This is a genomic window from Actinopolyspora lacussalsi subsp. righensis (genome assembly GCF_900116555.1).
Classification (GTDB): domain Bacteria; phylum Actinomycetota; class Actinomycetes; order Mycobacteriales; family Pseudonocardiaceae; genus Actinopolyspora; species Actinopolyspora lacussalsi.
The window spans coordinates 78,088-100,591 of record NZ_FPAT01000014.1 but is presented as its reverse complement, the minus strand read 5'-3'; the positions used below and the strand labels follow the sequence as shown (position 1 = coordinate 100,591).

Genomic DNA, 22,504 nt, shown 5'->3' with positions numbered 1-22,504 from the left:
GGATCGTAGACCTTAAAAAGGGCGAAGGGTGTTGTCAACACTGTCGCGACTCACGCGTCGTTTTTCCGCCAAGCCGTGATTGTCTCCTGGGCAGATTTTGTACGGAGCGTGTTCCGGTGGCACGTACTCCGATTGCCGAGTGCTGCTGCAAACGCAGTATTGTCGCTGAATCGTGTTCCTCGGAAACTTCCCTGCCACCGAAGACAAAACCGTTTTCGCGTACAGGGAGATCACAGATGCAGCGGAAAATGCCCGGCCGAATCGCGGCGTCCGCGATTCTCGCAGCGGGAACGCTGACCGCCATGACCGCACCGGCCACAGCGGACAGCGCCAAGGTTTCCGAGGATCCGAGTCCGCGACACGCGAGCACGATGATGCAGGCCATGCAGCGTGACCTCGGCCTGAGCCACGCTCAGGCCGAACAACGGCTCGATGCCGAAGCCGTGGCGCGGCAGGCCGCCGACGGTATGGCCGACAAGCTCGGCAGTAGTTTCGGCGGATTCCACTACGACGCCGACCTCGGGAAGCTGGTCGTGGGTGTCACCGACCGTTCCGAATTCGACAGGGTGCGGGCCGAGGACGCCGTTCCCAGGCTCGTGGACGACAGCAAGGCACAACTGCGTGCCGCCAACACCACGCTGAACCGGAACTCGAAGCGGGCTCCGGAATCGGTCACCGGTTGGTACGTCGACACGACCAGCAACTCCGTGGTGTTGACCACGGAGAAGGGCACCGCCGACCGCGCGGCCGAATTCGTCGCTTCCACCGGTGTGGACAGCGGCTCGGTGAGCGTGGTCGAGTCCGCCGAGCAGCCGCGCACCTACGCCGATGTGATCGGTGGACAGCGCTACACCATCAACGGTTCCACGATCTGCTCGGTCGGATTCTCCGTCTCCGGTGGATTCGTCTCGGCGGGTCACTGCGGCAGCACGGGCGACAGCACCAGTAGCCCCAGCGGTACGTTCGCCGGTTCCTCCTTCCCCGGCAACGACTACTCCTACGTGCGGACCGGTTCCGACGACACGCTGCGCCCCTGGGTCGATCAGTACGACGGCTACGCCAGCATCGTGAGCGGTTCGCAGGAGGCGGCGGTCGGCTCCTCGGTGTGCCGTTCCGGCCAGACCACGGGCTGGCACTGCGGCACCATCCAGGCCAAGAATCAGACGGTCAGCTACCCCAGCGGTACCGTTTACGGTCTGACCCGCACCGATGTCTGCGCCGAGCCCGGTGACTCCGGTGGTTCCTTCATCTCCGGTAGTCAGGCCCAGGGCATGACCTCCGGTGGTTCGGGTGACTGCACCTCGGGTGGGACCACCTACTTCCAGCCGGTCAACGAGGCCCTCAACGCCTACGGCGTGAGCCTGGTGACCGGCTGAACCCACGGTTGAACCCTTCGGGTTCGTTGTGACAGCCGTTCCGGCCGCCACCACTGGTTTCGGGGTCGTCCGCATGCGCGGGCGGCCCCGAAAACCGTGCGAGCCCGGCTCCCCGTGCTCTCGTCCTACCGGCAGGTCTCGCCGGGAAGCACCCGCACCGGGCAGGGGAGCGGTTGACCCCTCGACCTCTCATACGAGTCGTTTTCGGAACAGCCGATGCTCGCGATTCCTGTTCCCCGTTCCACGTGGGGGAGGTTCGACCGAACTTCCCGAGGAGACGTCGGTCGAAGGGCTGGGGCACTGTTCCACCCGGATGTGATGAACAATCGAGCCATGCGGATTTCGGCCAAGGTGGACTACGCGTTGCGCGCGCTGGTTGAGATAGCCCGTGCCCAGGCAGGGCCGGTCAGTGCCGAGGACGTCGCCCTCGCTCAGGACATCCCACGAAACTTCCTGCAGGCCGTGCTCAGTGACCTGCGGCGTGCCGGTTTCGTAGCCAGCAGGCGGGGACAGGCCGGTGGCTGGGTGCTGGCCCGGGACCCGAGCACTGTCTCGATAGCCGATGTGATTCGCGCCACCGACGGCCCGCTGGTCAGCATACACGGCCAACGAGCCGAGGACGTGCAGTACGATCCTTCGGTCGCCGTGTTGCAGTGGGTCTGGATCGCGGTGCGCAGCAGCCTGCGCGAAGTGCTCGAGAATGTCACCATAGCCCAACTCGTCTCCGGCGAGCTTCCATCGGACGTCGCGGCGCGCACCAGTGAAACAGGGGTATGGGAGTCGCGCTGAACGTACTCACGGGGTGTCGTCCCGAACGCTGGGACCGTGTTGACCGGTCCGTTGGAAAGTGTACCGTTTTTATCAACTTAGTTGGAAAAGCCGCTCGGCGCTTCGGACGCGAGCGGAAACGGTCTGGAGGCATTGGTGCCCACTCTGTTGCTCGTGGCGGTGGCCGGATTTCTCGCCCAGCTGGTCGACGGTTCGCTGGGGATGGGATTCGGCGTGACGGCCACAACCGGCCTGTTGGCCGTGGGCACCGCGCCTGTGATGGCTTCGGCGTCGGTGCACCTGGCCAAGATCGGGACAGCTGTCGTCTCCGGTGCGGCGCACTGGCGGATGCGCAACGTCGACTGGCGCATGGTCGGCTGGCTCGCACTGCCCGGTGGGCTCGGCGGCTTCCTCGGCGCCTCGGCCCTGTCCTCGGTGGCGGCCGGATCGGCCCGCGGTTGGATGGCGCTGCTGCTGGTGGTGCTCGGAAGCTACGTCGTACTGCGCTTCTCGGCGTGGTCCACCCCGGTGCGATCCAGCGGTCTCACCCCGGCGGGGCGGCGCTGGTTGATTCCGCTCGGTGCGGTCGGTGGATTCGTCGACTCCGTTGGTGGAGGTGGCTGGGGACCGGTCACCACTTCGACCCTGCTCAGCACGGGGCGGATCCTGCCCAGGCGTACCGTCGGCACGGTCAACACCAGCGAACTGATCGTCTCCCTGGGGGCGACCGCCGGGTTCTTGATGCACAACGGCGGTTCGGCTTGGAAGTGGCCGGTGACTCTCGGATTGCTCATCGGTGGTGTGGTCGCCGCTCCGCTGGCCGCGTGGCTCGTGCGGATCCTGCCGGTCCGCGTGCTGGGCGTGGGAGCCGGTGGACTCATCGTGTTCAGCAATTCGCGCCTGTTGCTCGACACCGTGGGAGTGCCCCAGGTTCCCGGCGTGCTGCTCACCACCGTGCTGGGGCTGGTCTGGTTGTCGGGGCTGGTCTGGGCGATTCGGAGCGAGGTCCTGCAGCGCCGTTCAGCGCGACTGCGCGCCGCCGAGGAGAATGAGCACGACTACGCCTACGAGACGAGCTGATCGTGGCGACACACCCGCCCCCGACGACCCCGGGTTCGGTGCCGCACGACTTCGAGCGGAGTTCGGCACCGCGGTGTCGCCCCGATCTGCCCGATGCCCCGGCGGACGATTCGTCGATGTCCGCGGTTCGTGGCACGTAGTCTGCTCGTATGGCCTCGACGAGTGAATTCGCCGGGATCGTGCTGGCGGGTGGCCGCGGCAGCAGGCTGGGTGGCCGTGACAAGCCCGCCATCCGACTTTCCGGGCTTTCCCTGCTGGACCGCACCCTGGATGCGGTTTCCGGCGCGGAACCGATCGTGGCGGTGGGGCCCCGGCGGTCGACGGGCCGCCCGGTCCGCTGGACCAGGGAGGCACCGCCCGGAGGAGGGCCGGTGGCGGCCCTGTCGGCGGGGCTGGCCGCGTTGCCCCCGCGCGTCTCACTGGTCGCCGTGCTCGCCGCCGATCACCCTTGGCTGAGCCGCGACACGCTCTCACGACTGTTGGCCGCGCTGCACCGTGCTCCGGAAAGCGGGGGAGCGGTGCTGGTCGACACGGACGACCGGCCGCAGTGGTTGGTCGGGGTCTGGCGAGCGGTCGCACTGGGGCGGGCCTTGCCCGAACAGCCGCACGGGGTCGCGCTGCGCGGTGTGCTGTCCCCGTTGCACCCGCTGTTCGTGCCCGCCGAGCAGGCGGAGACCATCGACGTGGATACTCCCGAGGACCTGGCTCGGACGCTGCGTCGAGCGCGCTGAACACTTAGGCGGTCTCCCGTGGTTCCCATCGAGGACGGCGGCAACACGGTATGTTTAATATTTCTGTATTTTCAGTGTTGAATGAAATAAAACTTCACAACACACATACGCCCAGCAAGGTGAAATAGAAGCAACAACGCGCCCCGACGCGTGATCAGTACGGTCACGTGCCAATATCGGCAACAACAGCGATCACCCTGTGGTGGTATCCGCGCCCCACGGGGTGCCGAGCACTCAGTTGGAGGTTTCCCAGTGACCGATCCGGGTCAGGGCGGTAACGGCAATGGCGCGGGCACAGGGGCGGCCGGGCCGGCCCACTCGCCGGATCACACCAGTACGCCCGCCAGGGACGCACAACTGCTCGAACGCACCGTCTTCGAGGTCAAACGTGTGATCGTCGGCCAGGACCGACTCGTGGAGCGCATCCTGGTGGGGCTGTTGGCGGGGGGACACATCCTGCTCGAGGGCATCCCGGGCGTCGCCAAGACACTGGCCGTGGAGACCTTCTCCACGGTGGTGGGGGGCAGCTTCTCCCGCCTGCAGTTCACCCCGGACCTCGTGCCCGCCGATCTGCTGGGAACCAGGATCTACCGGCAGGGCAGCGAGCGCTTCGACGTCGAACTCGGCCCCATCATGGCCAACTTCGTGCTGGCGGACGAGGTCAACCGCGCCCCTGCCAAGATCCAGTCGGCCCTGCTGGAGGTCATGGCCGAACAGCACGTCTCGCTGGGCGGGCACAGCTATCCCACGCCACAACCCTTCCAGGTGCTGGCCACGCAGAACCCCATCGAGAACGAGGGTGTGTATCCGCTGCCCGAGGCGCAGCGGGACCGGTTCCTGTTCAAACTGCTGGTGGAGTACCCCACGGCCGAGGAGGAACGCGAGATCGTCTACCGGATGGGAGTCTCCCCACCGGAACCGCAGACCGTGCTCGACCCCGGTGAGCTCTCCCGGTTGCAGCAGGTGGCCTCCAACGTGTTCGTACACCACGCGCTGGTCGACTACGTCGTCCGCCTGGTACTGGCCACCCGCTCGCCCAACGAACACGGGCTGTCCGACATCGCGGGCTGGGTCTCCTACGGTGCCTCACCACGCGCCACCCTCGGTGTCGTCGGTGGTGCCCGCGCGCTCGCCCTGCTGCGCGGCCGCGACTACGTCCTGCCGCAGGACGTAGTCGACGTGGTCCCGGACGTGTTCCGCCACCGCATCGTGCTCTCCTACGACGCGGTGGCCGACGGGGTGCCCGTGGACCACGTGGTCAACCGGGTGCTGCAGACCGTCCCGTTGCCGCAGGTATCGGCGCGTCCCCAGCAGAGCGCCGGGCAGCACAACGGTGCGCCGCAGGCGGGCGCTTCGGCCGTGCCGGGAGCCGCCCACGGCCAGCAGCCGTCCCCCGGCATCACCAACCAGTGAGGAGTCGATTCGCCGTGTCGACCAGCGGTGACCGCCCCGAATGGGCGCCACCCGCGTTGCAGGCCGGACGTATGCGGGAAGCACTGCGCTCCCTGGAACTGACGGTGCGCGGCAGGCTCGACGGCCTGCTGCAGGGCAATCATCTGGGGCTCGTGCCGGGACCGGGGACCGAGCCCGGCGAGGCACGGACGTACCAGCCCGGCGACGACGTGCGGCGGATGGACTGGGCCGTTACCGCCCGCACCACCGAACCGCACATCCGCGAGACGGTGGCCGACCGTGAACTGGAGACCTGGGCGGCCGTGGACCTGTCCGCGAGCCTGGACTTCGGAACGGCCGGATGTACCAAGCGTGAACTGGCGATAGCGGGGCTGGCCGCGGTGGGACACCTGACCGCGGGCGGTGGTAATCGGCTCGGTGCCGTGGTCTCCAACGGGCAGGAAATCACCCGGATCCCCGCCAGAGGGGGCAGCGACTACGCCAGGGCGTTGCTGCGCCGAACCGCCGAAGTGCCGCATCCGCCCGAAGGGACCTCCGGAGACCTGGCCTCGCTGGTGGAGGCGCTGCGCAGGCCGCCACGTCGGCGGGGGATGGCCGTGGTGATCTCCGACTTTCTCGGACGGGTCGAATGGCAACGAGCGATGCGTGGGCTGTCGGCCCGGCACTCCCTGCTCGCGATCGAGGTCGTCGATCCGCGCGATGTCGAGCTCCCGAGCGTGGGCACCGTCCAGCTGAGCGATCCCGAGACCGGCAAACAGCGTGAGGTGAGCACCACACCATTGTTACGACGTGAGTTCGCCGCGGCCGCCGCGGCCCACCGGGAACGGGTCGCCGCGGAGCTGCGGCGGGTCGGGGCGGCCCACCTGGTGTTGCGTACCGACTCGGACTGGATCGCCGACATAGTCCGCTTCGTCGTCGCCCGCAAACGCGGCTGGTCCGGGGGAGTGGTTTGATGCCCAGTCTGAGCGGATTCACCAATCCCGCGTGGTTCCTGCTGCTGATCCTGGTGGCGGTTCTGGTCGTCGGTTACTTGTGGACGCAGCGCAGGCGCAAGCGCAGCACGATGCGTTTCAGCAATCTCGAGCTGCTGGAGCGCGTCGCTCCCAGCCGTCAGGGCTGGCCCAAGCACGTGCCGATGGCGCTGCTCGGTGTGGCGTTGATCCTGCTGACGATCGGGCTGGCCGGTCCCACGTCGGAGCAGCGCATCCCGCGCAACCGTGCCACCGTGCTGCTGACGATGGACGTCTCGCTTTCCATGAAGGCGCAGGATGTCAGCCCCAGTCGGTTGCGCGCTGCCAAGCAGGCTGCCAAGGAGTTCGCCGACAAGCTCACGCCGGGAATCAACCTCGGTCTGGTCTCCTTCGCGGGCACGGCCACGGTGATGGTCATGCCCACCACCGATCGGCCCAGCGTCAAACAGGCCATCGACAGTCTGCAGCTCTCGGAGGCCACTGCCACCGGAGAGGGGGTCAAGGCTTCCCTGTCGGCCATCGATTCCTTCGGGCGGATGCTGGGTGGTGGGCAGGGACCTCCGCCTGCCCGGATCGTGCTGATGGCCGACGGTGGGCAGACCATCCCGCGGGAGTTGGACGCGCCGCGGGGGGCCTACACCCAGGCGAAGGCGGCCAAGCAGGCCGGGGTGCCCATCTCCACCATCTCGTTCGGCACCGAGCACGGCAGTATCCGGATCCAGGGACAACGGCAGCCGGTGGAGGTCGACGACGATGCGATGCGGCATATCGCCGATCTTTCCGGTGGTGACTTCTACAAGGCGGCCAGTGCCGAACAGTTGCGGCAGGTTTACGACACGCTGCAGGAACAGATCGGTTACGAGATCAAGCGGTCCGACGCGAGTAAACCGTGGTTCGTGCTCGGCACGCTCGCCGCGATCGTGGCAGCGGGTGTGGCACTGCTGGTGGGGCAGCGGTTGCCCTGAAGCGGTGGTTGTTCCGAGCCGCCGTCGTGGGTGGCTCCGCACACCTTCGGGGCCGAGTGGCCGAACCGTGCCGCGAGTGTGTCAGCGATGCCGGGTGGGAGGAGTACGGACCGTTCACCGGTCGTATTCGTCCGTGGCGACTCCCAGCGTGCGGGCGAGCAGGGTAGCCAGGTGAACGGGCTCGGCCTCGGTGGCGTGGCGAAGCTGCGTTCGGCAGCTGAACCCGTCGGCGAGGATCGTCGTGTCTTCTCGTGCCGCGCGTACTTCCGGCAGTAGGCTGTCCTCGGCGCAGGCCATCGAGACGTCGTAGTGGCCGCGTTCGAAACCGAAGTTGCCCGCCAGTCCGCAGCAGCCGGAGTCCAGTACTCGGGTGCGCAGTCCGGTGGCTTCCAGTACGGCTCGGTCCGCGTCGGCGCCCGACTCCGCGTATTGGTGGCAGTGCACCTGCATCAGTGCTTCGCCTGCCGTCTCGGTGGTCTCACGGTGCCATTGGTGCCGTGACGGGGCGATCTGTTCGGCGAAGGTGGTCGTCGATTCGGCGACGGTGCGCACGTCCTCGTCGTCGGGGCACAGTTCCAGCGCGTCGTTGCGCAGGAATTCGGTGCAGCTGGGTTCCAGCCCTACCAGGGGGGTTCCGGTTCGCAGCTTGGGGCGCAGGTTGCGTGCGGTGCGTCGCAGCACCCGGCGGGCGATGCCCAGCTGGCCGGTGGAGTGCCAGGTCAGGCCGCAGCACATCGAGCCGGTGGGGAGTTCGACCTGGTGTCCCAGGTGTCGTAGCCCGGCGATCGCGTCGCTTCCTATGGTCGGTTCGAGGTAGTTGGTGAAGGTGTCGGGGAACAGCACCACCGTTTCGGACTCTCCGTCGTGGTTTCCGTGCGTGCGGTGTCGCTGCCGCAGTGTCCGCGGTGCGATGCTCGGTAGCTCTCGCTCGGGGGTTATTCCGCCGAGTCGTTTGAGCAGTGGTGCGGTTCGGCCTCGTGTGATTCGGTTGGCCAGCCGCGGTGCGTGTGCCGCCAGGTGTAGCCACAGTGGCAGGAAGCCCATCGAGTAGTGCGCGGCGGGGCGTGGTCGGTTGTGGTGGTACCGGTGCAGGAACTCGGCCTTGTAGGAGGCCATGTCCACCCCGACCGGGCAGTCGGTTTTGCAGCCCTTGCAGGACAGGCACAGGTCCAGTGCCTCGTGAACCTCCTCGGAGCGCCACCCGCCCCGCACCGTTTCGCCCGCGAGCATTTCGAACAGCAGGTGAGCTCGGCCGCGGGTGGAGTGTTTCTCGTCCCGGGTCGCCCGGTAGCTCGGGCACATCACTCCGCCCGAGGTGTTGAGGCACTTGCCCATTCCCACGCATCGGCGAGTGGCGGGGGCGAGGTCGCCGTCGTCGGTTCCCAGGGCGAGCGTGGTTCTGCTGGGGATGCGTGGTGGTGCCACCAGCAGCCGCAGATCACTGTCTATCGGTGACGGTCGGGTCAGAATGCCGGGGTTGTGTAGTCCTTCCGGGTCGAACGCGGTTTTGAACCGTTCGAAGGCGTCCAGGATGGGCTGGGGATACATTCGGGACAACAATTCCGAGCGGGCCCGGCCGTCGCCGTGCTCGCCGGACAGCGAGCCGCCGTGGGCAGCGGTCAGTTCGGCGGCCGATTCCAGGAAGTTTCGGTACTCGGCGGCTCCGGCGTGTGACATCAGGTCGAAGTCGATGCGCACGTGGACGCATCCGTCGCCGTAGTGTCCGTAGCTGACTCCGTGGTACCCGAAGCGATTCAGCAGGGTGTCGAACTCGCGCAGGTAGGTTCCGAGGCGGTGTGGGGGGACGGCGGCGTCTTCCCAGCCGGACCAGCGTTCCGAACCGTCGGCCATTCTGGTGGCGTATCCGGAGCCTTCTTCCCGGATCTTCCACAGTGCTGCCATCCGTTCCGGTGCGGTGTGTACCGCGGTGGTGGCACGGTCGCCGAACGCGTTCGCGATCGTTTCGGCGGTGTGTCGGGCCGTGTCCTGGTCGGCTCCGCCGGTTTCGACCAGTAGCCAACTTCGCCCGGCGGGCAGCAGGGGCAGCGCGGGGGAGTCGGGGTTGCGGTCAGCGACGACGTCGACGAGTTCACCGCTGATTCCCTCGATGGCCAGCGTGTCCCGGTCGATCAGGTGGGTGACTTCGTCGGCGGCGTCGTAGGTGTTGTCGAATCCCAGTACCACCATCGCGCGGGCGGCGGGGGTCTCGACCAGTTCCACGGTGGCCGACAGAACGGTGGCGCAGGTTCCTTCCGAGCCGACCAGGGCACGCGCGAGGTTGAACTCGTTGTCGGGCAGCAGCTGGTCCAGGTTGTAGCCGGAGACGCGTCTGCGTGGTGTGGGCATGTCCGCGCGCAGGTTCGGCTCGTAGTCCTCGGCCAGTCGGCGCAGTTCGCCGTACAGTCTTCCGGTGCGGTCGCCCCGTGCGCACAGTGTGTCCAGTGTGTCCGGTGGGGTCGCTCCGAGGGTCAGTCGGGTGCCGTCGGACAGCAGCACGTCCAGTTCGCGGATGTTGTCGACCGTTTTGCCCCAGGCCACCGAGTGTGTGCCGCAGGAGTTGTTGCCGATCATGCCTCCGAGTGTGCAGCGGCTGTGTGTGGAGGGGTCGGGGCCGAAGGTCAGTCCGTGTGGTTGGGCCGCCTGCCGGAGCGTGTCCAGTACGACTCCCGGCTGTACCCGTGCGAGTCGGCGCTCGGGGTCGAGGTGCTCGATCCGGTTCATGTGTCGGGAGAAGTCCAGTACCAGTCCGGGGCCCATGGCATTGCCCGCGATGCTGGTTCCCGCGCCTCGCGAGGTGATCGACAGTCCGTACTCGCGTGCGATGGCCAGTGTGGCGGCCACATCGGAGTCCTGCCGGGGAAAGACCACCCCGGCGGGTACCTGGCGGTAGTTGGAGGCGTCGGTGGCGTAGAGGGCTCGGGTGCCGGGATCGAACCGGGCCTGTCCCGAGATCGTGGAACGCAGCGGGGACGCGAATTCCGGGACGTCCGCGGCGGTGGGGGCCGTTCTGCTCACCGCGAGGCCTCCTCCCGAGCGGGGCGGTGTGCCACCGTCGCCGTTCCGGTCAGCGGCTGCCGCCCGATGTGGTCTCGATCGACGCTGTTGCCGGGGAATGCTACCCGTCGTCCGGGCCTGGTTGTTCCGCCGCAGTGTTGCTCGGCTGCTCCGGTGGTGCTTCCCGCCGGGGATGGGCCGGTCTCGTCGTCCTACCTGCCCCGATCCGATGTCGGTGCGCACACAGCGGGCCGATAGCCTCAGCGGCGGTTCCGGTCAACGCCGCTGGACGACGAACGGCGGTTGACAGTGTTTTTCGGAGGGAGTGTGGGAGTGACACGGTCCGTGTTGGTCACCGGCGGCAATCGGGGTATCGGATTGGCCATAGCCAGGGCCTTTCAGGCTGCCGGTGACAACGTGGCGATCACCCATCGCGGGTCGGGAGCGCCCGAGGGGATGTTGGGCGTGCAGTGCGATGTGACCGATCCCGACCAGGTGACGGCTGCTTTCGACGAGGTCGAGGCCGCCCAGGGCCGGGTGGAGGTAGTGGTGGCCAATGCGGGCATCACCGATGACGGGCTGCTGTTGCGGATGAGTGAGGAGCAGTTCCAGCGGGTCGTGGAGGCCAACCTCACCGGTGCCTACCGGGTGGCCAAGCGCGCGACCAGCAGCATGCTGCGTAACCGCAAAGGCCGGATGATTTTCATCTCGTCCACGGTCGCCCTGTCCGGTGCTCCGGGGCAGGCCAACTACGCGGCGAGCAAGGCCGGACTGATCGGTTTCGCCCGGTCGTTGGCGCGGGAGCTCGGTTCCCGCGGTATCACCTCCAATGTGGTCACGCCGGGGTTCGTAGCCACCGACATGACCGAGGAGCTGTCCGAGGAGCGCAGGAAGCAGATTCTGGAGCAGGTGCCGTTGGGGCGCTATGCCGAGCCGGATGAGATCGCGGGGGCCGTGCGGTGGTTGGCCTCGGACAGCGCCGGTTATGTCACCGGAGCGGTCATCCCCGTCGACGGCGGGGTCGGCATGGGGCACTGAAGCCCTTTCGTCCCGTCGTGCCGGGTCGGAAGGGGTGTCCGTGTGTGGTTTCCGAACCGAGTAAACAACGATCAGTAGAGGGAAAACGGCAAGTGACTGGACTGCTGGAAGGTAAACGAATCCTGATCACCGGTGTGATCACCGATTCCTCGATCGCGTTTCACACCGCCAAGGTCGCCCAGGAGCAGGGGGCGCAGGTGGTGTTGACCGGTTTCGGTCGGCTCAAGCTGGTGGAACGCATCGCCGGCCGGTTGCCGCACAAGGCACCGGTGATCGAGCTCGATGTCACCAACGAGGAGCAGTTGGCGGGGCTGGCCGATTCGGTCGCCGAGCACGTCGACGGTCTCGACGGTGTGGTGCACTCGATCGGTTACGCTCCCGAGTCCTGCCTGGGTGGGGATTTCATGGCCGCTCCCTGGGAGGACGTATCCAACACGCTGCAGATCTCGGCGTACTCGCTGAACTCCCTGACCAGGGCGTGCCTGCCGTTGTTGGGTGAGGGTTCTTCCGTGGTCGGGATGGATTTCGACGCCCGGGTGGCCTGGCCCGCCTACGACTGGATGGGTGTGGCTAAGGCGGCGCTGGAGTCGACCTCGCGGTATCTGGCACGTGAGCTCGGGCCGCGCGGTGTTCGGGTCAACCTGGTCAGTGCCGGTCCGGTGCGGACCATGGCCGCCAAGTCGATCCCCGGTTTCCAACAGTTGGAGGACACCTGGGGCGAACGTGCCCCGCTGGGGTGGGACGTCGAGGCTCCGGAGCCGGTGGGTCGCACCGTGTGCACCGTGTTGTCGGACTGGCTGCCCAAGACCACCGGTTCGATGATCATGACCGATGGTGGTTTCCACGCGTTGGGGGCCTGAGGCTACCGAGCGCGCGTCGTTTCCCGCGGCGCGCGGAACACCCGGCTCGGCCGCGCACCCCGCCTGTGCGGCCGAGACGTCGCCTCTGCCTATCATGGTCGCGTGAACAGCTCGGATAACGTTGACGCGTTGCTGTACCTTTCCTTCGGTGGCCCGGAAGGACATGAGGAGGTACGGCCTTTCCTGGAAAACGTGACTCGTGGTCGCAACGTTCCCCCGGAACGGCTCGACGAGGTGGCCGAGCATTACCACCACTTCGGCGGAGTGTCGCCGATCAACCGTCTCAATCGTGAGATCATGAGTTCGTTGGAGGGTGAGCTCGCCGAGCGTGGTCTGAACCTACCGGTGTACTTCGGCAACCGTAACTGGCATCCGATGGTCGAGGACACCGTCGAGCGGATGGCCGCTGACGGGGTGCGGCGTGCGCTGGTGTTCGCCACCTCCGCCTGGGGTGGCTATTCGGGGTGCCGCCAGTACCACGAGGACATCGCACGCGCCCGTTCGGCCGTGGGGGAGCAGCGGGCTCCCGAACTGGTCAAGCTCCGGCAGTTCTACGATCACCCGCTGTTCGTGGCCGCCAACGCCGACGCGGTGACACGGGCCTACGCCGCGCTGCCGGAAGACGTTCGTGCGCAGGCCCGGCTGGTGTTCACCGCCCATTCGGTCCCGCTGAGCGCGGAGGAGCGAAGCGGCGCCGACGGTCGTCCCCAGTGGTACTCGCGGCAGGTGCAGGAGGCCGCCCGCCTGGTCGCCGAGGCCGTGGGGGTCACCGGCTACGATCTCGTGTGGCAGTCCCGTTCGGGGCCGCCGAGTGTGCCGTGGCTGGAGCCCGACATCTGCGATCATCTGGAGCAGCTGCCCACCAGGGGGGTGCCCGCCGTGGTCACCAGTCCGGTCGGTTTCGTCTCCGATCATCTCGAGGTCGTCTGGGATCTGGACAACGAGGCCGCGGAGAAGGCCGACGAACTCGGGTTGGGCTTCGCCCGTGCCGAGACCGCCGGCACCGACCCGCGCTACGCGCGGATGATCGCCGAACTGGTTTCCGAGCACGTCGAGGACCAGCGGGTCCGCAAGTTGTCCCCGTTGGTCACGGCGGGCTGTGGGGTCAACGGTGAGTTGTGCGTGCCGCAGGGGTGTTGCTGAGCATGGATCGGCCGCCGCGCTGCGGTGCCGCCAGGTGCTTACCGGTGGTTTCCCGCCCGGGGTGACTCCGCCCGTTCCGGTCGGGAAACCATGTCGGGCCGGTCCGCCGCGGTGTCAGTGCCGCTCGGCCCGCTGCCGCAGCACCCGCACCATCTCGTCCACCGCTGCCCGACGAGCGGTGCGCACCGATTCGAACAGCGGATTCAGTGCCTGACCGCGTGCTCTGTCCGCCGAGGCGGACATCGCCCCACTCGGGGCGTCGTCGGTGGCCACTCGCAGGATCGCTTCCACTTCCGTGCTGCGTTGCAGCACGCGAAGGCAACGTTGCGGCACTCCCTGCGGCCACGAGGGTTGTGGCCGTGCCGAGACGGTTTCGGCGATCTCACCACGAACGCCGGGGCGGCGTCGTGAGACGTCCAGTTCGGTCAGCGTGCTGGCCGCCTCGCGCATGGCCGAGGACATGCCGTGTTCGGCCTCTCCCACGGGAGTGTGCTCGGCGGGGGCGATCTCACCCACCTCGTGAACCGTCCAGCGCAGCACTCCTTCGGCGACGCGTTCCGGCACCAGCCCAAGCCCAGCCCACGGGAACACGGCGGCCTCGCCCTGCCGCAGCGCGTGCCGCGCGAATTCCGAGGCCCCGTCGAGACCGCGAACATCACCTGCCACCGGTAACGCCAGGCTGCCGGAATCACCACCGGCTTTGCGTATCGCCGCCAGCAGCAGCGCCAACCCCGCGTCGTTCACGCCGGGAGCGGGAAGTCCCAACCGCGCCGCCGTGGCCTCGTCGGCGGCCCACACCTGATGAACCTCGGCCCACACCTGCGCGGCATCGAGCACGTCGTCCGACGCGGCCGCGCCGTGCAGCCACGCGGACGTCCACACCACCATCGTTGCGCTCGGACATGGCATGTCCACTGACGATACCGATGTGAGCGTGATCGCCGCCAACGGGTGCGATCTCCGCCGCGCTCCCCGTGAACCGAGCGGCGCCGTGAACCGAGCGGCACCTCGGCCCGGCACCGTCACCGTGGGGCCATGGCCGGGTAGGCTGATCGTCGTGCGTTCGATCGACTACGGCCGCGACGTGCTCACCGGTACCGCTCGGCGCCGACACCGGTCCCCTCCCGAACTGCCCGCCGAGCCCGGCACGGTCGTCGAGGACGCCGCCGGTGAGTTCTGCGGCGCGATCGTGCGGCTGGAACGTGGCGAGTTCACCAAGCACAACGTGATTCTCGAGGACCGCCACGGCAGGCAACGTGCCTTTCCGATGCGAACCGGAGGGTTCCGCCACGAGGGAACACCGGTCACGCTCGTGCCCGTGGCTTCCACCGCCGGCCGGGGGGCGAGCCGTTCGGCCTCCGGTTCGGTGGCGGTTTCCGACGCCCCGGCGCGCACGGCCCGTGCCAGCAGGATCTGGGTCGAAGGTCTGCACGACGCGGAACTGCTCGAACGGGTGTGGGGACACGATCTTCGCGTCGCCGGTGTGGTGGTGGAACCGCTGCACGGGCTGGACGAGCTGCAGCGCCACGTCACCGAGTTCTCCCCCGGCCCCGAGCGCAGGCTGGGAGTGCTGGTCGACCACTTCGTCACCGGCAGCAAGGAGACCCGCATCGCCGAGCGCGTCAGCGGCGACGACGTGCTGGTGACCGGCCACCCTTACGTGGACGTCTGGCAGGCGGTGCGCCCGGCCGCGGTGGGGATCACCGAGTGGCCGGACATCGACAGGCGGCAGGACTGGAAGACCGGGGTGTGCCGCGAACTGGGCTGGGCCGATCCGTCCGAGGGCTGGCGCAGGATCCTCGACGCGGTCGGTGACTTCCGGGACCTGCGGGCCCCGCTGCTGGGGGCCGTGGAACGGCTCGTCGACTTCGTCACCCTCTCCGAGGAATAGCCGCCCATCCGCTTCGCCCGCCGACAGCAACCCCTCGCGGGCTACTTGACCGGTCACGAAGAGAATTCGATCTGTCACCATGGGTGTATGGCCGCGTTGGTGTGGTTGATCGCCGGGGTGCTCCTGGTGGCCGCCGAAGCCACTTCAGGTGAGTTCGTGCTGTTGATGCTCGGGCTCGCCGCGATGGGAACCGCCGGAGCGGCGGCGCTGGGTGCGCCGCTGTGGCTGGACGCGGTGATCTTCGCCGCGCTCTCCGGTGGACTGGTGTTCCTGGCGCGCCCGGCGGTCAAACGCAGACTGCTGCGGGAGACGACCGAGGGAATCGAACCGCGCACGAACGTGGATGCGCTCGTCGGCAAACGTGCCACCGTGGAATCCACGGTGGATGCCCACGACGGCCGGGTGCGCATCGGCGGGGACGTGTGGTCGGCGCGCTCTTTCGACGAGACACAGGTGCTGGATGTGGGGCGCACGGTGATGGTCATGGAGATTTCGGGGGCCGTCGCCGTGGTGTGGGCCGAACCGTGAGGAGGCGGATGTGGATCCTGCCGTGTGGATTGTGCTGCTGGTGGTCGTACTGCTGGTGATCGTGCTGCTGGCCAAGACCGTACTGGTCGTGCCGCAGGCCACCAGCGCTGTCATCGAACGTCTGGGACGGTTCCGCACCGTGGCCCACCCGGGACTGAACATGCTGTTTCCGTTCCTGGACCGGGTGCGCGCCAAGATCGATCTGCGGGAGCAGGTGGTTTCGTTCCCCCCGCAGTCGGTGATCACTCAGGACAACCTCACCGTGTCCATCGACACCGTGGTGTATTTCCAGGTCACCGAATCCCGTTCGGCGGTGTACGAGATCTCCAACTACATCGAGGGGGTCGAGCAGTTGACCACCACCACGCTGCGGAACGTGGTCGGTGGTATGAGCCTGGAGGAGACGTTGACCTCGCGGGACCAGATCAACAGCCAGCTGCGCGGGGTGTTGGACAGCGAGACCAGCCGTTGGGGGATCAGGGTCGCCCGGGTCGAACTCAAGGCGATCGATCCGCCGCCGTCGATCCAGGACTCGATGGAAAAGCAGATGCGCGCCGACCGGGAGAAGCGCGCGATGATCCTCAACGCCGAAGGTGAACGCGAATCCGCCATCAAAACGGCCGAGGGGCAGAAACAGTCGCAGATCCTGGCCGCGGAGGGGTCCAAGCAGGCCGCGATCCTCAACGCCGAGGGGGAGCGCCAATCCAACATTCTGCGTTCGCAGGGTGAGCGGGCCAGCAAGTACCTCACCGCCCAGGGTGAGGCCAAGGCGATCGAGAAAACCTTCGCCGCCGTCAAACGCGCCAAGCCCACTCCCGAGATGCTGGCCTACCAGTATCTGCAGACCCTGCCCGAGATGGCCCAGGGCGACGCCAACAAGGTCTGGGTGGTGCCCAGCGAGTTCAGCAAGTCCCTGGAGGGCTTCGCCCGCATGCTCGGCAGCCCCGACGAGGAGGGTGTGTTCCGCTACGAACCGCCCGAGCAGGAAGTTCCCAGCGAGCCCCCGGAGCAGGACGACCCGTCGGTGTCCTCCTGGTTCGACATGGCCTCCAACCCCGAGGTGGCCGAGGCGGTGCGCGCGGCCGAGGCGGTGGCCCGCAAGGAAGTTCCCACCGACCTGAGCAGCACACCACGGGCCAGCGGCTCGGCGGATCAGCAGGCCCTCGGGGGAGCGGGAAACTCGCAGCAGCGCGCCGACGGTTGAGTCCCACCGCCCGGCCCGGTCGGCGTGGGCGTGTCGACCGGGCCGGTACGTGGTGCGGTGCTCGTCCGGACGGGGGCGGGGTAGTCGTGGGTGCGGTGAGGACGTCGGTGGTGCGTGGTGGGATGTGCCCACCGACGACGAGGAGTCCCATCCGTTATGGCACGCACCACCCCACCACGCCCGGTGAACATGGCCGAGGTGTTTCCGGAACTGGCCGGGATGACCAGAACCACCACCAGGCTCCACCCCCGACGCGGCGCCCCCACCGTGGAGCAGAGCTCGATCGGTGGGCCACTGCTGTGGCCCACCGAGGAACCGTGGCCACACTGCCACGATTGTCACCACAACAAGTACCGCTTCGCGCCCGAGTTGACCTCGTTGCACGAGGTCCGAGCCGCACGCGGGCTCGCCACCGGCGAGCCGTGCCCGCTGTCGGCTGCGGATTTGGAAACGCTGCGGCGTTCGAGGGAAGGAGTCCCGGTAGCCGAGCACGCGCTCAGCCCGATGCCGTTGTTGCCCGTGGCGCAGCTCTACGCCACCGAGATCCCCGACCTGGTCTGCCCTCCGGGAGTCGATCTGCTGCAGGTGCTGTGGTGTCCTTTCGACCACGAGGACGACTACACCCCGAACGTGTGGTTGTATTGGCGCCGTGCGGCCGACATCGAGCAGGTGCTGCTGGAACCTCCGGAACCGGCCCTGGTGGTGGATGAAGAGTTCGTTCCTCACCCGTGTGTGCTCAATCCGGAGCGGATCATCGAATTCCCACCGTCGCATCTGATTCCGCAGAATCTCGCGGAACGCATCCGCGAGTGGGAGCAGGAACGGCACATGGATTACGACGACGATCTGTCGATACCGCCCGGTTGGAAAGTGGGCGGTTGGGAATCGATGTGGACGTTCGGCGATCCGATTCAGCTGGGCTGTGAACAGTGCGGGGCCGACGTCGAACCGTTGTTGATGATGGAAGGAGGGAACTTCACCTCCAGTTGGCGTGCCGTCGAGGACAACGCTGAGCTCGGTGAAGTTCCTGACCCGGAGAGCCACCCGGGGGTTCGGATCGGACGTGATTACACGCTGCAGATCTACTGCTGTGGCCGTGACCGGAGACATCCCTGCGTCACCGCCATGCAGTAGCCGCGTGTCGTCCCCGGTGGTCCTGCTCGGTCGTGCCGGATCGGTGGCACTGATCCCCGGGGTTTACCGGTCCTCTTCCGGGCCGGTGGACGGTTCGGAGGAGGGGTCGGTGGACTCGGGGGAGTCCGCGGTGTGGGTGGGCAGCCCGCTGCGTACCGGCTGTTGCGGCCCGTCGACGCTGGAAAGCAGCCTGCTGTCCACGGGACGTCCCTCGGGGTCGACGGTCAGTACCGAGACCTCTCCCGTGGTCTCCAGCACGACCGCCTCGAGCTGTTCCAGGCGGGTGATCCCGGCCAGCCGCAGTTTCGCGTAGAGGTCGTTGCGGGTCATCTGCGCCTGATCCAGGTTCTCGCGCAGTTCCCGGGAACCGTCCATGAGCAGCAACGGCCGGTTGTCGGTGACCCGTTCGACCCTGCGGAGCTTGCGCAGGTACGCCAGCAGGCTCTGCGTGATGAACAGCGCCGCCAGCGCGAACATGCCCTGCAGCAGCGACACCTCGGAACTGACCGCGGTGGTGGCGGTGATCGACCCGAAGGCCACGGTGGCCGCGTAGTCGAAGTTCGTCATCTGTGAGAACGAACGCAGCCCGGCGATCCGGGAGAACGCGATCAGTGAAATGTAGATCGACACTGTCGAGAGCGCCACGAGCGCCAGTGTCTGCCACGACACATGCAAACCATCGATCACTTGCTGCCCCCTTGGGCGGGCCGGGAAGTTCCGCGAACGATTCGAACGTTGCCGGCGCAAACTACCATCGGCCGAGGTCAACCGGTTTTCTCACGCGGCTCGGTCGGCGAAAGTCGCGTGGCGGGAAGGGGCCGCCGCTCCCGCCGGCGGGGACGGCGGGCAATTCGCGTGCGGCGTGGCAACATCGATCGGGTGACCAGCAGCGGCGCGGCATCGCGACATTTGGACGAACTCACCCGGTTGCGCCGGGTCCGGGACCGGATCGACCGGGAGTACGACCGGCCGCTGGACGTGGCAGCGCTCGCGCTGGGGGTGCACATGTCGGCGGGCCACCTCAGTCGCGCGTTCCGTCGCGCCTACGGCGAATCACTGTACTCCTACCTGATGACGCGGCGTATCGAGCGCGCGATGGCGTTGTTGCGTCGAGGCGATCTCAGCGTCACCGAGGTCTGTTTCGCGGTCGGTTGCCGCTCGTTGGGCACCTTCAGCACGCGGTTCACCGAGCTGGTCGGTATGCCTCCCAGTGCTTACCGGCGTACCGCCACGCCCAGCACGGCCGGTGTGCCCGCGTGCGTGGCCAAGCGGGTGAGCAGACCGATCAGGAATCGAGAAGCACGGGTCACCCCTCCGCAACTAGTCTGAACCGCCATGAGCCTCACCATTCACTCCAGTTTCCTTCCGCACGAGGACCCGGAAGCCTCCCTGGCTTTCTATCGGGACGTGCTGGGATTCGAAGTCCGCTACGACGTAGGCAACGGCAGGATGCGCTGGATCACGGTCGGCCCCGCCGGGCAGCCCGGCACGTCCGTGGTTCTCGCTCCGCCCGTGGCAGACCCGGGGGTCACCGACGAGGAGCGCCGCACCATCACCGAGATGATGGCGAAGGGAACCTACGCCATGCTGCTGCTGGCCACCGACGACCTCGACACCACCTTCGACAGGCTGCGAGTCGGCGATTCCGAGATCGTTCAGGAACCCGCCGAGCAGCCCTACGGCGTTCGTGACTGCGCCGTCCGCGATCCCGCCGGAAATCTGATCCGTATTCAGCAGTCGCGCTGACGCGACCGGCGGGGACGGACACCGAGCGCACGACGGGGTACGGCCCCACCGTCGTCGAGGTCACCGGCAGGGCCACGGCGAGTGCTCGCCGGTCGTGTCGACGGTGCGCGATCGGACACATTGTTCGGATCCGTTCGGGAGCACAGCCGTGGACAGCGATGACGGAGACGCGCCCAACACTGGGAGGCACGATGAACACCACCGAGGAAACGCACCCGCATTCACCCGTTCCGCACGCTGCCGACGGTCATGATCTCATCCGCGTGCACGGCGCGCGGGAGAACAATCTCGCCGATGTCGGCATCGAGCTCCCCAAGCGTCGGTTGACGGTGTTCACCGGGGTGTCGGGCTCGGGAAAGAGCTCGCTGGTGTTCGACACGATCGCCGCGGAGTCGCAGCGCCTGATCAACGAGACCTACAGCGCCTTCCTGCAGGGGTTCATGCCCACGCTGGCTCGCCCCGAGGTGGATGTGCTCGACGGGCTGACCACGGCCATCATCGTCGACCAGGAGCGGATGGGGTCCGATCCGCGTTCCACGGTCGGCACCGCCACCGACGTCAACGCGATGCTGCGTGTCCTGTTCAGCAGGATCGGGCAGCCGCACATCGGTTCACCGAAGGCGTTCTCGTTCAACGTGGCCTCGATCAGCGGTGCGGGGGCGGTCACGTTCGAGCGTGGCGGAAAAACCGTGAAGGAACGTCGCGACTTCAGCATCACCGGCGGCATGTGTCCACACTGCGAGGGCCGTGGCTCGGTCACCGATTTCGACCTGTCACAGATCTACGACGCCGACAAGTCGCTCAACGAGGGTGCTCTCACGGTTCCCGGCTACAGCATGGACGGTTGGTACGGTCGCATCTTCCGTGGCTGCGGCTTCTTCGACCCGGACAAACCGGTCCGCGACTTCACCGCGGAAGAGCTCGACGCGCTGCTGTACAAGGAGCCGACCAAGATCAGGGTCGACGATGTCAACCTCACCTACGAGGGGCTGATCCCCAAGATCCGCAAGTCGATGCTGTCCAAGGACGTCGAAGCGATGCAGCCGCACATTCGCGCGTTCGTGGAGCGGGTGGTGACCTTCACCGTTTGCCCGGAGTGCGACGGCACCCGGCTGAGCGAGGCCGCCCGCTCGTCGAAGATCGCGGGCATCAGCATCGCCGATGCCTGCGCGATGCAGCTCAGCGACCTGGCCGAGTGGGTCCGCGACCTCGACGAGCCGTCGGTGGCGCCGTTGCTGGCCACACTGCGGCACACGCTCGACTCGTTCGTGGAGATCGGACTGGGCTATCTCGGTCTCGACCGCTCAGCGGGCACCCTCTCGGGTGGTGAGGCACAGCGGGTGAAGATGATTCGCCATCTCGGTTCCTCGTTGACCGACGTCACCTACGTCTTCGACGAGCCCACCACGGGTCTGCATCCGCATGACATCGGGCGGATGAACGATCTGTTGCTGCGGCTGCGGGACAAGGGCAACACGGTGCTCGTCGTGGAGCACGAGCCGGAGGCGATCGAGATCGCCGACCACGTCGTCGACCTCGGCCCTGGGGCGGGAACGTCCGGGGGCAGTGTCTGCTTCGAGGGCAGCGTCGCCGGACTGCGGGCATCGGGCACGGTCACCGGACGTCATCTCGACGACCGGGCCGGGCTCAAGGAAGCGGTGCGCGAACCCACCGGTGCGCTGGAGATTCGCGGTGCCGCGGCGAACAATCTGCGCGAGGTCGACGTCGACGTGCCGCTGGGGGTGCTCTGCGTGGTCACCGGTGTGGCCGGTTCCGGCAAGAGCTCGCTCGTGCACGGCTCGATATCCGCCGGGGAAGGGGTGGTGTCGATCGACCAGGGGGCGATCCGCGGCTCACGCCGGAGCAACCCGGCGACCTACACCGGACTGCTCGATCCGATCCGCAAGGCGTTCGCCAAGGCGAACGGTGTGAAACCGGCGCTGTTCAGCGCCAATTCCGAAGGTGCCTGCCCCAACTGCAACGGTGCCGGTGTCGTCTACACCGACCTGGCGATGATGGCCGGGGTGGCCACCACCTGCGAGGAGTGCGAGGGCAATCGGTTCCAGGCCTCGGTGCTGGAACACCACCTCGGTGGCCGTGACATCAGCGAGGTACTGGCGATGCCGGTGAGCCGAGCTCAGGAGTTCTTCGGCTCCGGAGAGGCCCGCACTCCCGCGGCCCACCGGATCCTGACGCGGCTGGCCGACGTCGGGCTCGGCTACCTCACCCTCGGTCAACCGTTGACCACGCTCTCCGGCGGCGAGCGGCAGCGACTCAAACTGGCCACCCACATGGGTGAGAAAGCCGGTGTCTACATCCTCGACGAACCCACCACGGGGCTGCACCTCGCCGACGTCGAGCAGCTGCTCGGGCTGCTCGACCGGCTCGTGGACTCCGGCAAGTCGGTCATCGTCGTCGAGCACCACCAAGCGGTGATGGCTCACGCCGACCGGATCATCGACCTCGGCCCCGGCGCGGGCCACGACGGAGGCCGAATCGTGTTCGAGGGCACCCCCGCCGAGCTGGTCGCCGCACGTTCCACCCTCACCGGCAGGCACCTGGCGTCCTACGTCGGCGGCTGACCGAGCCCCACAACCGTCTTCCCACGAGGACGGGAGCGGGCTCGGGCTCAGGTGGGTGTTCCGCACACCGGTCAGTTCCT

At 67.4% G+C, this 22,504-nt stretch carries 20 protein-coding genes; 17 read left to right on the top strand and 3 right to left on the bottom strand.

Annotated features, from left to right (window positions below; all coding sequences use genetic code 11):
- Positions 1-236 precede the first annotated feature (236 nt).
- The 7 genes from BM394_RS20410 to BM394_RS20380 all read left to right on the top strand — a co-directional run bounded on the left by BM394_RS20410 (position 237) and on the right by BM394_RS20380 (position 7,304).
- The gene (locus tag BM394_RS20410) at positions 237-1,376 is read left to right on the top strand and encodes a S1 family peptidase (protein ID WP_092981063.1); all 1,140 of its coding nucleotides are present in this window, start codon (positions 237-239) and stop codon (positions 1,374-1,376) included.
- 333 nt (positions 1,377-1,709) lie between these two features.
- Complete coding sequence (locus tag BM394_RS20405; protein WP_092981157.1) at positions 1,710-2,165, top strand: RrF2 family transcriptional regulator; 456 nt, start codon at positions 1,710-1,712, stop codon at positions 2,163-2,165.
- A 135-nt stretch (positions 2,166-2,300) separates the two neighbouring features.
- Positions 2,301-3,224, top strand: a complete 924-nt coding sequence (locus BM394_RS20400) for a sulfite exporter TauE/SafE family protein (RefSeq protein WP_092981152.1) — start codon at positions 2,301-2,303, stop codon at positions 3,222-3,224.
- Positions 3,225-3,373: 149 nt separating this feature from the next.
- Complete coding sequence (gene mobA / locus BM394_RS20395) at positions 3,374-3,955, top strand: molybdenum cofactor guanylyltransferase (protein WP_092981058.1); 582 nt, start codon at positions 3,374-3,376, stop codon at positions 3,953-3,955.
- A 252-nt stretch (positions 3,956-4,207) separates the two neighbouring features.
- A complete protein-coding gene (locus BM394_RS20390) occupies positions 4,208-5,368 on the top strand; it encodes an AAA family ATPase (protein ID WP_092981055.1) in 1,161 nt (386 codons plus the stop codon).
- A gap of 71 nt (positions 5,369-5,439) precedes the next feature.
- Complete coding sequence (locus tag BM394_RS20385; protein ID WP_092981149.1) at positions 5,440-6,321, top strand: DUF58 domain-containing protein; 882 nt, start codon at positions 5,440-5,442, stop codon at positions 6,319-6,321.
- On the top strand, positions 6,321-7,304 hold the full coding sequence (locus tag BM394_RS20380) for a VWA domain-containing protein (protein WP_092981051.1): 984 nt from the start codon (positions 6,321-6,323) through the stop codon (positions 7,302-7,304). Before BM394_RS20385 ends, BM394_RS20380 begins: the two co-directional genes overlap by 1 nt.
- A gap of 114 nt (positions 7,305-7,418) precedes the next feature.
- Here BM394_RS20380 and BM394_RS20375 read toward each other — a convergent pair whose 3' ends face one another.
- On the bottom strand, positions 7,419-10,319 hold the full coding sequence (locus BM394_RS20375) for an FAD-binding and (Fe-S)-binding domain-containing protein (RefSeq protein ID WP_092981048.1): 2,901 nt from the start codon (positions 10,317-10,319) through the stop codon (positions 7,419-7,421).
- A 312-nt stretch (positions 10,320-10,631) separates the two neighbouring features.
- Between BM394_RS20375 and fabG the strand changes: the two genes are divergently transcribed.
- The 3 genes from fabG to BM394_RS20360 all read left to right on the top strand — a co-directional run bounded on the left by fabG (position 10,632) and on the right by BM394_RS20360 (position 13,339).
- On the top strand, positions 10,632-11,336 hold the full coding sequence (gene fabG / locus BM394_RS20370) for a beta-ketoacyl-ACP reductase (RefSeq protein ID WP_092981147.1): 705 nt from the start codon (positions 10,632-10,634) through the stop codon (positions 11,334-11,336).
- Between the two features lie 92 nt (positions 11,337-11,428).
- Positions 11,429-12,196, top strand: a complete 768-nt coding sequence (fabI, locus tag BM394_RS20365; protein WP_092981046.1) for an enoyl-ACP reductase FabI — start codon at positions 11,429-11,431, stop codon at positions 12,194-12,196.
- 102 nt (positions 12,197-12,298) lie between these two features.
- Entirely contained in the window at positions 12,299-13,339 is a 1,041-nt protein-coding gene (locus tag BM394_RS20360) for a ferrochelatase (protein WP_092981044.1), read from the top strand.
- Positions 13,340-13,453: 114 nt separating this feature from the next.
- Here BM394_RS20360 and BM394_RS20355 read toward each other — a convergent pair whose 3' ends face one another.
- The gene (locus BM394_RS20355; protein WP_092981042.1) at positions 13,454-14,248 is read right to left on the bottom strand and encodes a hypothetical protein; all 795 of its coding nucleotides are present in this window, start codon (positions 14,246-14,248) and stop codon (positions 13,454-13,456) included.
- 148 nt (positions 14,249-14,396) lie between these two features.
- Between BM394_RS20355 and BM394_RS20350 the strand changes: the two genes are divergently transcribed.
- The 4 genes from BM394_RS20350 (at position 14,397) to BM394_RS20335 (ending at position 18,096) form a co-directional block, all read left to right on the top strand.
- A complete protein-coding gene (locus BM394_RS20350) occupies positions 14,397-15,230 on the top strand; it encodes a DUF3097 domain-containing protein (protein ID WP_245780337.1) in 834 nt (277 codons plus the stop codon).
- Positions 15,231-15,317: 87 nt separating this feature from the next.
- Complete coding sequence (locus tag BM394_RS20345) at positions 15,318-15,758, top strand: NfeD family protein (protein ID WP_092981040.1); 441 nt, start codon at positions 15,318-15,320, stop codon at positions 15,756-15,758.
- 10 nt (positions 15,759-15,768) lie between these two features.
- Positions 15,769-16,962, top strand: a complete 1,194-nt coding sequence (locus tag BM394_RS20340) for an SPFH domain-containing protein (protein WP_092981038.1) — start codon at positions 15,769-15,771, stop codon at positions 16,960-16,962.
- Positions 16,963-17,118: 156 nt separating this feature from the next.
- Positions 17,119-18,096: a hypothetical protein gene (locus tag BM394_RS20335; RefSeq protein WP_092981036.1), complete on the top strand. Its 978-nt coding sequence runs from the start codon at positions 17,119-17,121 to the stop codon at positions 18,094-18,096.
- A 63-nt stretch (positions 18,097-18,159) separates the two neighbouring features.
- Here BM394_RS20335 and BM394_RS20330 read toward each other — a convergent pair whose 3' ends face one another.
- Positions 18,160-18,765, bottom strand: coding sequence for a DUF421 domain-containing protein (locus BM394_RS20330; protein ID WP_245780336.1), 606 nt, complete (start codon positions 18,763-18,765; stop codon positions 18,160-18,162).
- A gap of 210 nt (positions 18,766-18,975) precedes the next feature.
- Here BM394_RS20330 and BM394_RS20325 point away from each other — a divergent pair, with 210 nt between their 5' ends.
- From BM394_RS20325 to BM394_RS20315, 3 genes are all read left to right on the top strand, one after another.
- Entirely contained in the window at positions 18,976-19,425 is a 450-nt protein-coding gene (locus tag BM394_RS20325; RefSeq protein ID WP_092981141.1) for a helix-turn-helix transcriptional regulator, read from the top strand.
- A gap of 6 nt (positions 19,426-19,431) precedes the next feature.
- The gene (locus BM394_RS20320; RefSeq protein WP_092981034.1) at positions 19,432-19,842 is read left to right on the top strand and encodes a VOC family protein; all 411 of its coding nucleotides are present in this window, start codon (positions 19,432-19,434) and stop codon (positions 19,840-19,842) included.
- Between the two features lie 191 nt (positions 19,843-20,033).
- Entirely contained in the window at positions 20,034-22,424 is a 2,391-nt protein-coding gene (locus BM394_RS20315; RefSeq protein ID WP_092981032.1) for an ATP-binding cassette domain-containing protein, read from the top strand.
- Positions 22,425-22,504 lie beyond the last annotated feature (80 nt).